The sequence below is a fragment of the Terrabacter sp. P5_B1 genome (assembly GCF_056400505.1).
The window spans coordinates 1-8976 of the sequence record NZ_JBFULD010000172.1; the positions used below are offsets into that span (position 1 = coordinate 1).

The 8976-nt window shown below is 69.7% G+C and carries 11 protein-coding genes and 1 pseudogene; 2 read left to right on the forward strand and 10 right to left on the reverse strand.

All coding sequences use genetic code 11. The features are described 5' to 3' along the window. The 9 genes and pseudogenes from AC1DP0_RS13200 to tig form a co-directional block, all read right to left on the reverse strand. Positions 1-299, reverse strand: a pseudogene (locus AC1DP0_RS13200) (hypothetical protein); the annotation flags it as partial. A gap of 44 nt (positions 300-343) precedes the next feature. Beyond that, the gene (gene clpX / locus AC1DP0_RS13205) at positions 344-1621 is read right to left on the reverse strand and encodes an ATP-dependent Clp protease ATP-binding subunit ClpX (protein WP_478085013.1); all 1278 of its coding nucleotides are present in this window, start codon (positions 1619-1621) and stop codon (positions 344-346) included. Positions 1622-1767: 146 nt separating this feature from the next. After that, positions 1768-1938 (reverse strand): hypothetical protein, encoded by a 171-nt coding sequence (locus AC1DP0_RS13210; protein ID WP_478085014.1) that lies wholly within the window; start codon positions 1936-1938, stop codon positions 1768-1770. A gap of 176 nt (positions 1939-2114) precedes the next feature. After that, on the reverse strand, positions 2115-3038 hold the full coding sequence (locus AC1DP0_RS13215) for a hypothetical protein (RefSeq protein WP_478085015.1): 924 nt from the start codon (positions 3036-3038) through the stop codon (positions 2115-2117). A 150-nt stretch (positions 3039-3188) separates the two neighbouring features. Continuing rightward, positions 3189-3443, reverse strand: coding sequence for an acyl-CoA-binding protein (locus AC1DP0_RS13220; protein WP_478085016.1), 255 nt, complete (start codon positions 3441-3443; stop codon positions 3189-3191). A gap of 116 nt (positions 3444-3559) precedes the next feature. Further along, positions 3560-4213: an ATP-dependent Clp protease proteolytic subunit gene (locus AC1DP0_RS13225; RefSeq protein ID WP_478085017.1), complete on the reverse strand. Its 654-nt coding sequence runs from the start codon at positions 4211-4213 to the stop codon at positions 3560-3562. A 34-nt stretch (positions 4214-4247) separates the two neighbouring features. Next, a complete protein-coding gene (locus tag AC1DP0_RS13230) occupies positions 4248-4886 on the reverse strand; it encodes an ATP-dependent Clp protease proteolytic subunit (protein ID WP_478085018.1) in 639 nt (212 codons plus the stop codon). A gap of 220 nt (positions 4887-5106) precedes the next feature. Beyond that, positions 5107-5391 carry a hypothetical protein gene (locus tag AC1DP0_RS13235; protein ID WP_478085019.1) on the reverse strand — a complete coding sequence of 95 codons (285 nt, stop codon included), beginning with the start codon at positions 5389-5391 and terminating at the stop codon, positions 5107-5109. A gap of 153 nt (positions 5392-5544) precedes the next feature. Next, positions 5545-6897 (reverse strand): trigger factor, encoded by a 1353-nt coding sequence (tig, locus tag AC1DP0_RS13240; protein ID WP_478085020.1) that lies wholly within the window; start codon positions 6895-6897, stop codon positions 5545-5547. Positions 6898-7037: 140 nt separating this feature from the next. Between tig and AC1DP0_RS13245 the strand changes: the two genes are divergently transcribed. Next, the gene (locus tag AC1DP0_RS13245) at positions 7038-7553 is read left to right on the forward strand and encodes a hypothetical protein (protein ID WP_478085021.1); all 516 of its coding nucleotides are present in this window, start codon (positions 7038-7040) and stop codon (positions 7551-7553) included. Between the two features lie 36 nt (positions 7554-7589). Here the strand turns inward: AC1DP0_RS13245 and AC1DP0_RS13250 are convergent, their stop codons facing one another. Then, positions 7590-7886 (reverse strand): DUF2087 domain-containing protein, encoded by a 297-nt coding sequence (locus AC1DP0_RS13250; protein ID WP_478085022.1) that lies wholly within the window; start codon positions 7884-7886, stop codon positions 7590-7592. Between the two features lie 127 nt (positions 7887-8013). Here AC1DP0_RS13250 and AC1DP0_RS13255 point away from each other — a divergent pair, with 127 nt between their 5' ends. Next, complete coding sequence (locus tag AC1DP0_RS13255) at positions 8014-8964, forward strand: DUF1996 domain-containing protein (protein WP_478085023.1); 951 nt, start codon at positions 8014-8016, stop codon at positions 8962-8964. Positions 8965-8976 lie beyond the last annotated feature (12 nt).

The following is an 8976-nucleotide window of genomic DNA, read 5'->3' on the forward strand; positions in this document are numbered from 1 at the left end:
CCCCACGGCGGTGTGCCGAGCGCGCGTGGCCACGGCAGCTGCAGCCGGCTGCCGGCGCCGAGCAGCGCATTGGTGCGGGCCGCGACGACCTGCTCGTACGCCGCGAAACGCTGCGCCTCGGTGCCGTCGTCGGGCCGGTCACCGCCCTGAGCGTCCTTGCGTATGCCGTCCCGGATCCACTGCGCGAAGGCGGGGTTGGCGAGCATGCGGGCGACGGTCAGGGACGCCGACCCGCAGGTGGTGCTCGTCTGCTGCACGGGCGCGTGATCGCCGGCGACGAGCCGGAAGGGAGCAACCACGACGGGCCTCCGTTCACGCGCGAGTGTGCCGTGCGGCCCTCAGGTCAGGCGGATTCCTTGCGCGGGCGCTTGGCGCGGGGCTCGGCCTCGCGGCGCACGATCGTCGGGTTGACGTTGTCGAGGACGACCTCGCGGGTCACGACGACGCGGGCGATCTCGTCGTCGCTGGGCACGTCGAACATGACGGGGAGGAGGACCTCCTCCATGATGGCGCGCAGGCCTCGGGCGCCGGTGCCACGCAGCAGCGCCTGGTCGGCGACGGCCGCGATGGCGTCCTCGGTGAACTCGAGGTCGACGCCGTCGATCTCGAACATCTTCTGGTACTGCTTGACGAGCGCGTTGCGCGGCACCGTGAGGATGTTGACGAGGGCCTGCTGGTCGAGCGGCGCGAGGGTGGTCAGGACGGGAAGTCGGCCGATGAACTCGGGGATGAGGCCGAACTTCAGCAGGTCCTCCGGCATGACGTCGGAGAAGCTGTCGCCGAGGTCCTTCGGGTTGTGCAACGGCTGGCCGAAGCCGAGGCCCTTGCGACCCGAGCGCGACTCGATGATCTTCTCGAGACCGGCGAAGGCGCCGCCGACGATGAAGAGCACGTTGGTCGTGTCGATCTGGATGAACTCCTGGTGCGGGTGCTTGCGCCCACCCTGGGGCGGGACCGACGCGGTCGTGCCCTCGAGGATCTTGAGCAGCGCCTGCTGCACACCCTCGCCGGAGACGTCGCGCGTGATCGACGGGTTCTCGCTCTTGCGGGCGATCTTGTCGACCTCGTCGATGTAGATGATGCCGGTCTCGGCCTTCTTGACGTCGTAGTCGGCCGCCTGGATGAGCTTGAGGAGGATGTTCTCGACGTCCTCGCCGACGTAGCCCGCCTCGGTCAGGGCCGTGGCGTCGGCGATGGCGAACGGCACGTTGAGCATCTTGGCCAGGGTCTGCGCGAGGTAGGTCTTGCCGGAGCCCGTGGGGCCGATGAGCAGGATGTTGGACTTCGCGATGTCGATGTGGTCGCCGTCACGCTTGACGCCCTCACCGGCCTGGATGCGCTTGTAGTGGTTGTAGACGGCGACGGCGAGGGACTTCTTCGCGACGTCCTGCCCGATGACGTAGTTCTCGAGGAAGTCGAAGATCTCGCGCGGCTTCGGCAGGTGGTCGAGGCCCAGCTCGCTGCTCTCGGCGAGCTCTTCCTCGATGATCTCGTTGCACAGGTCGATGCACTCGTCGCAGATGTACACACCGGGACCGGCGATGAGCTTCTTGACCTGCTTCTGGCTCTTCCCGCAGAAAGAGCACTTGAGGAGGTCTCCGCCTTCTCCGATGCGTGCCACCGATTCGCTCCTGGTTCGTCGGCGCCGAACGCTGGGGTGCACCCGGCCGGCCCCCGCAGGGGGCCGACTCCATTAGACGACGAACGGGGGCACCCTCGCTCGCGCAACGCCGTTTGTCCGCTGATGGCGGACAAACGACGGCGCCGTCACATCTCGGGCTTTCCCGGCGAATCGGACCCCGCCGAACCGTCCTCGCCGCCCTGCCGGCCGCGCCGTCTCCCGGCCAGGAGCCCCAGCCCGACCGCCAGGGCGAGACCGCCGAAGATCGCGACGAGCAGGCCCACGAGCGCGATGACGAGCATCGTCGTCAGCGCCATCGCACCGCCCCGCGGTAGAGGTCGATCGCCCACCCCACGGCATACGCCCTCACGGGTGCAGCGTATGCCGTGCGCTCCCTCCCGAGGCGTCGCGCCCTTCCGTCCGTGGCTGGCTCGTTGCGGCCACGAGGCTGCCATCGCCGCATCCGTCCAGCCACGGACGGACTCGCGCACGGTCAGGCCGGCTCCCGACGGTCCTCGGGGAGGCTCGGGAAGTGGCGCCGCCAGTCCTCGCGCAGCGCCGGGACCCTCATGCCGCGGTCGCGCATGGCGTCGCAGATGCGGTGCAGCGTCGTGGCCGGCGTGCGGTGGAGGTCCTTGGCGATGACCACGACGATGCGCCAGTCATTCCCGTCGAGCCACTCCCGGCGACCGATGTCGGATCCCCACTGCTCCTGCGACTCGACGTGCTGCCAGCCGTCGTACTCGATGACGAGGCCCGCATCGGGGAAGCTGAGGTCGAACCGGAAGCGCACCCGGCCGTCGGGCCAGTGGATCCGGTGGTCCACGACCGGCTCCGGCAGGCCGGCGAGGACGATGAGCATCCGCAGCCGGCTCTCCATGGCCGAGTCGACGCCCGCGCGGACCAGGCGCGCCGCCCGACGCGCCAGGCGGGCGCCCGGACCCCGATAGGCCGTCGCCGCCTCGACGAGCAGCGAGGACGTCACCCGCCGCCGTCGGACCAAGGAGTCACCGAGCACGACGAGGTCGACCAGGCCGAGCGGCTCGGCGAGGTCGATGAAGGTCTGCGCCGGCGTCGTGACCGGGACCCCGCGCCACCGGGTGACCGCCCTGCCCGTGCCAGCCCGGTGCGCCGTGATGCCCTCGACCTGGGGACGACGCCCCGGGCAGGTCAGGTGCACGGAGCCGTCATCGGGCACGATGCCGCCCCACAGCCGGGCCGCGCTGTGGTGCGAGACCGTCGCGTCCGGGGCCACGAGCAGAGCCGCCTGCGCGAGCAGCAGCGGCGTCAGCTCGCGCGAGCGGTCGACGTAGACGTCGTGGAACAGGCGCCGGAACGCCTGCGTGCGCAGGTGCCACGCGGTCACGTCGACGGGGCGTTGCCCCCGCCGGAACGGCATTGGCTCACGATCGGGCATGGGCCCGATCGTGTCCGAATCCCCAGGCAGCCAGTCCGCGGCATCCACAGGCACCGCAACCATCCAGCCACGGCGGACCTTTGGCGCCGCTCGCGACCGCACCGCCGCAACCATCCCCCCACGGCGGGATCTCGCGCGGCCGGGGCCGGGTCAGGCGGAGGTGAGGTCGCGGACGATCGCGACGTACTGCTCCTGCGCCGCCTCGGATGYCGTGCCCGACAGCTTGGCCCACGCGTCGTACTTGGCGCGCCCGACGGGGTTCGTGAAGCCGGGCCGTGAGCCGGTGACGTCACCCTCGGTCACCTGCTTGAACAGGCCGTAGAGCTTCAGCTTCACGTCGTTGCCCGGGTCGGTCGTGAGCTCCTTGACGGCCGCGACCGCCTGCTCGAACTCCGCACTCGCCATGACTCACACCTTCACGCTCGACGTCAGTTCACCGCCCATCCAAGCAGGTATGCCGCAGGGCCGGGTCCCAGCGGAACCCGGCCCTGCGGCGTACGCGCCCCGTGACGAGCGGGAGGTCAGACCTCGAGGGACGCCTTGCGCGAGGCGAGGACCTCGTCGATGAGGCCGTACTCCTTGGCGTCCTCGGCCGAGAGGATCTTGTCGCGCTCGATGTCGCTGCGGACCTGCTCGGACGTGCGACCCGTGTGGTGCGCGAGGGTGTCCTCGAGCCACGTGCGCATGCGGAGCACCTCGTTGGCCTGGATCTCGATGTCCGAGGCCTGGCCGTAGTCGCCGCCCGAGAGCGCCGGCTGGTGGATGAGGATGCGGGCGTTCGGCAGGGCGAAGCGCTTGCCCGGCGCACCGGCGCCGAGGAGCACGGCGGCCGCCGAGGCCGCCTGGCCGATGACGAACGTCTGGATGTCGGGCCGGACGAACTGCATCGTGTCGTAGATCGCCGTCATCGCGGTGAACGAGCCACCCGGGCTGTTGATGTACATGAGGATGTCGCGGTCGGGGTCGAGCGACTCCAGCACGAGCAGCTGGGCGATGATGTCGTCGGCCGAGGCGTCGTCGACCTGCACGCCGAGGAAGATGATGCGGTCCTCGAAGAGCTTGTTGTAGGGGTCGGACCGCTTCATGCCGTAGGAGGTGCGCTCCTCGAACTGCGGCAGGATGTAGCGGCTCGACGGGCCGGGCACGGCGAGGCGGTTGGTGGGTTCGATGTTCATGCGTGTGGTCTCCAAGTCCTGTGTCAGGCCGCGGTCAGTTCTCGGCCTTGGCGTCGGCCTGGCCGACGCTGTTGCCCTCGACGGCCTGGTCGGAGCGGCTGAAGACGTGGTCGACGAAGCCGTACTCCTTCGCCTCCTCCGCGCTGAACCAGCGGTCGCGGTCGGAGTCCTTCTCGATCTGGTCGATCGTCTGGCCGGTGTGCTCGGCGATGAGGCGTGCCATCTGCTTCTTGACGTAGAGCATCTGCTCGGCCTGGATCTTGATGTCGGTGGCCGTGCCGCCGATGCCGCCCGAGGGCTGGTGCATCATGACGCGCGCGTGGGGCGTGGCGTAGCGCTTGCCCTGGGTGCCGGCCGACAGCAGGAACTGGCCCATCGAGGCGGCCATGCCCATGGCGACGGTGGCGACGTCGTTGGGGATCCAGTTCATCGTGTCGAAGATGGCCATGCCGGCGGAGATCGAGCCGCCGGGGCTGTTGATGTAGAGCCAGATGTCCTTCTCGGGGTCCTCGGCCGAGAGCAGCAGCAGCTGCGCGGCGATGGCGTTCGCGTTGTCGTCGCGGACGTCGGACCCGAGGAAGATGATCCGCTCCTTGAGCAGGCGGTTGTAGATGTGGTCGTCCAGACCACCCGGCATGCCGTTGCCGTTGGCGGAGGTCTCCGAAATCACCATGTCTCCATCGTCGAAGTGGTCCAGCCTCTCGCCACGGGAGGTGGCGCCGGCTGGCTCGTCACTGACCCTAACGCCCGACCCCGCGGGCAGATTTCCCGAACCGCGCCGTGTTCGCCGTGAGCGCACAAACCTGAGCCCGGGCGGCGCAACCACACGCACGGACCCCGCCGACCGTATGCCGTCCGGCGGGGTCCGTGGTCACGTGCGGTCAGGCGGGCGGTCACTCGTTGAGGCCGTTGTCCTGCCCGGCGTCGTAGGTGTCGGAGGCGGCGCCGTCGGTCGGCTCCTGCGACCCGTCGTCGAAGGAGCCGTTGCCGCCGGCCTGGTCGAGGGAGCGGTCGCGCGGCTCGGCGACGGGGTTGCTGCCGTCGAGGTTGCCACGGTCGGCGTCGTCACCCGAGCCCTGCACCGCGGCGCTGTCGCGCGCGGGCGGGTTCGTGCCGTCGGCGTCGGCGCTGTTGATGTCGCTGTCCGCGACGCTCGCACCCGTCTCGTCGTTGCTCATCTGTGGGGCTCCTTCTCGGTCCGTCTCGTGCCAGCGGCCACCGAGCGGCGGCTCCACTGCGACGTACCCCGGCTGCGGGTCCGCCTACCCGGGAACGCGTGAGGCCGGCTCCCGAGCGGGAGCCGGCCTCACGGCATACGTGACGTGGAGCGGTCAGGCGTCGGCCTTCTCGGTCTGCGCGTCGTCGCTGCCCTCGCTGGCCTCGACAGCCTCGGTGGCGTCGTCCTCGTCACCCTCGGTGCCGGGAACGGCCTCGTTCAGGTCGATGACGTTGCCGGCGGTGTCCTTGACGGCAACCTTCTCCAGGACCGTCGCGAGCGCCTTGCGGCGGGCGACCTCGGCCACCATGGCGGGGATCTGGCCCTCCTGGTCGAGCGACTGCGCGAACTGGTTGGGGTCCATGCCGTACTGCTGCGAGCTCATGACGAGGAACTCGATGAGCTCCTGCTGCTCGACCTTGACCTCTTCCTTCTCGGCGATCGCGTCAAGCACGAGCTGGGTCTTGAGGCCCTTGCGGGTGCTCTCGCCGACCTCGGCGCGGTGCTCGTCGTCCTCGAGACGACCCTCACCCTCGAGGTGGCTGTGCACCTCGGCCTCGACGATGCTCTCGGGGATCGGCACCTCGACCTTCTCGAGGATGGCCTCGAGGAGCTTGTCGCGGGCGGCGACGCCCTGGGCGAACTTGGCGTCGACCTCGGCCTTGGCGGTGAGGTCGGCCTTGAGCTCGTCGAGCGTGTCGAACTCGGAGGCCAGCTGGGCGAACTCGTCGTCGAGCTCGGGCAGCTCGCGCTCCTTGACCGCGGTGACGGTCACGGTGCAGTTGGCGTCCTGGCCCTCCTGGTCGCCACCGGCGAGGGGGGCGGTGAACTGCTTGGTCTCGTCGGCCGTCATGCCGAGCAGGGCCTCGTCGAGCCCGTCGAGCATGTTCTTGCTGCCGACCTCGTAGGAGACTCCGGTGACCTCGTCGATCTGCTCGCCGTCGATCTCGGCGGACAGGTCGATGGAGACGAAGTCGCCGTCCTGGACGGCGCGGTCGACGCCCTTGAGGGTGCCGAAGCGAGCGCGCAGGTCGGTGAGGCGCTGCTCGACGGCCTCGTCCTCGACCTTGGCCTCGTCGACGGTCAGCTCGATGTCGCTGAAGTCGGGCAGCTCGATCTCGGGACGCTTGTCGACCTCGGCCGTGAAGACGAAGTCCTCGCCGTCGGTCGCGGGCACCTGGAGGTCGGTGATCTCGGGCTGACCGAGCGGGCGGACCTCGTTCTCCTCGAGGGCCTGTCCGTAGAACGTCGGGAGGGCGTTGTTGACGGCCTCCTCGAGGACCGCCGCGCGGCCGACGCGCTGCTCGATGATGCGAGCAGGGACCTTGCCCTTGCGGAAGCCGGGCACCTGGATGTGCTCACCGATGTGCTTGATGGCCGCATCGAGGCTCGGCTTGAGCTCCTCGAACGGGACCTCGACGGTCATCTTGACCCGGGTCGGGCTGAGGGTCTCGAGCGCACTCTTCACTGCGGGTTACTCCATTGGGGTGGTGCCGACGTGGTCGTCGACGGTGAATGGGCGGGCCAGCGCACCATGCTATCGGGCACGCGGCCGATGGCTAAATGCGCGGATCGTCCGCGGACCTCACCCGCCTATGCTCGGGACCCATGAGCACCCCTCCCGGACCGTTCACCTCTCCCGAGAGCGCCGCGCTGCGCCCGATCCAGATGGTGTCGGTCGCGGTCGGCATGGGGGCCCTGATGCTGAGCGCGGTGCGGATCCTCGTGGACCCGTCGGCGCCGATGCCGTCGCCGTGGGCGGTCGGCATCGTGCTCGCCACGCTGGTCGCCTCGGCCACGCTCATCCGCTACGTCGGGTATGCCGTGCCGGCCCTTCCGCACGGGCTCCCTCGCGAGAACGCGGAGACGACGAGCCTGCGCTACTTCACCTCGACGACGACCCTGCGGACGGCGCTCGCCGAGGCTCCGGTGCTCGTGGCGTTCGCGTGCTCGTTCGCCTTCGATCCGCACTCGTGGTTGCCCTTGCTCATCGCGCTGCCGGGCGGCCTGGCGCTGTTCTGGATCCACGGGTGGCCGTCACCGCGGACGGCTGCCGCTGTCGAGGCCGGCCTCGAGGCCGACGGCGCGCAGAGCTGGCTCAGCGAGGCGCTAGGCTTCCGCTGAGCCCCGTCTCCCGATGGCGGATGCCGCGTGGCCGGGTCAGGCGACCGTGCCGCCGCTGCGCCAGTACTGACCGTCGGCCCGGTCGAGGAAGCCCTCCTCGACGAGGTAGCGGCGCAGGGCGGCGACATCGGGGTGGAACGCGCGCAGCCGGTTGTTGACCTGCGTCTCGTCGTACCGCTCCCCCGGCTCGAACTCCTGCGAGAGCAGGTCGAGCACCACGAGGCGCTTGCGGATCTTCGTCGGGATGCTCGTCAGGGTGCCGTCGGGCGCGAGAAACGAGCGGAGCACGGCGTCGCGGTCACGCAGGGCGTCCTGCAGGTCTGGGCGGAACATGCCAGCCACCCTAGAAAGGCGCGGGCCGCAAGGTCCAGCAGTCGGTGGAGCGGCGACACCGATCCCCACCCCTGCCTCACCMGCCACAAAACAGGCAATATCACATGATGTCCGCTAATCTCGCGGTATGACCCCTCCTACACCACCCCCCACCACTCCGAGCCGCCGCGCGCTCCTGCCGATTGCCATCGTGCTCGGCCTCGTAGCAGCGCTGCTCCTGCCCGCTGGCGAGGCGGCCGCGCTGGGCAAGGTCAAGTGCGACGTGTCCGGGCAGCCGGCCGTGGCGGTCGGCTCCTACGACCCCATCGTCAACCACAACTCCCCCGGCCCGTCGATGCACGAGCACCAGTTCTTCGGGAACACCGCCTGGCACTCGCTGGCGAACCCCAACGCCGCGAACTACGCCGACCTCGCCGGCAAGGCCAACAACTGCCGCAAGGTCCTCGGCCTCACCTACAGCGCCGACTCCGCCGGCTACTGGACTCCCACGCTTCGCTACGTCTCCGGCCCCAAGACCGGTCAGCTCGTGCCGGCGCAGCAGTTCACCGCCTACTACCGCAGCGCGTCGGGTGACACCTTCGGCGCGGCGCAGCCCATCCCGGCCGACACGCGTCTCATCGGCACCCGCTACAACTGGTCGTGCGGGATGAAGTCCGGCGCTCGGTCCGCGCCCGTCCAGAGCATCCCCGACTGCACCGGCCTGTCGGGCAAGCCGGGGCTGACGCTGACCGCCCACATCGACTTCCCCTCCTGCTGGGACGGCGTCAAGCCGAGCCACACGGCGACCCAGAACGGCGACACCAGGGACAACGCGCACTACGCCTACACGGTCGCGAAGAAGTGCCCCGCGGGGTTCCCCATCGGTGTGGCCGAGCTGCGCGAGACGATCCAGTTCCCGTACGTCGGCAACGGCACGGACGTGGCGCTCTCCTCGGACAAGATGATGGGCACCAGCGACGGCCGCTCCCTGCACGCTGACTTCTGGCAGACGTGGAAGGACAAGGAGTTCGGCGACTTCCTCAAGGCGTGCATCGTCTCCCAGACCGCCGCGTACAGCACCTCCAAGTGCGACCCGTGACCTGACTCGACA

Bases quoted from the DNA above. Each gene is read 5' to 3' on its own strand.
- AC1DP0_RS13210 (WP_478085014.1), bottom strand. From the start codon at position 1,938: ATGGCGCTGACGACGATGCTCGTCATCGCGCTCGTGGGCCTGCTCGTC.
- AC1DP0_RS13215 (WP_478085015.1), bottom strand. From the start codon at position 3,038: ATGCCCGATCGTGAGCCAATGCCGTTCCGGCGGGGGCAACGCCCCGTC.
- AC1DP0_RS13225 (WP_478085017.1), bottom strand. From the start codon at position 4,213: ATGAACATCGAACCCACCAACCGCCTCGCCGTGCCCGGCCCGTCGAGC.
- AC1DP0_RS13230 (WP_478085018.1), bottom strand. From the start codon at position 4,886: ATGGTGATTTCGGAGACCTCCGCCAACGGCAACGGCATGCCGGGTGGT.
- AC1DP0_RS13235 (WP_478085019.1), bottom strand. From the start codon at position 5,391: ATGAGCAACGACGAGACGGGTGCGAGCGTCGCGGACAGCGACATCAAC.
- AC1DP0_RS13245 (WP_478085021.1), top strand. From the start codon at position 7,038: ATGAGCACCCCTCCCGGACCGTTCACCTCTCCCGAGAGCGCCGCGCTG.
- AC1DP0_RS13250 (WP_478085022.1), bottom strand. From the start codon at position 7,886: ATGTTCCGCCCAGACCTGCAGGACGCCCTGCGTGACCGCGACGCCGTG.
- AC1DP0_RS13255 (WP_478085023.1), top strand. From the start codon at position 8,014: ATGACCCCTCCTACACCACCCCCCACCACTCCGAGCCGCCGCGCGCTC.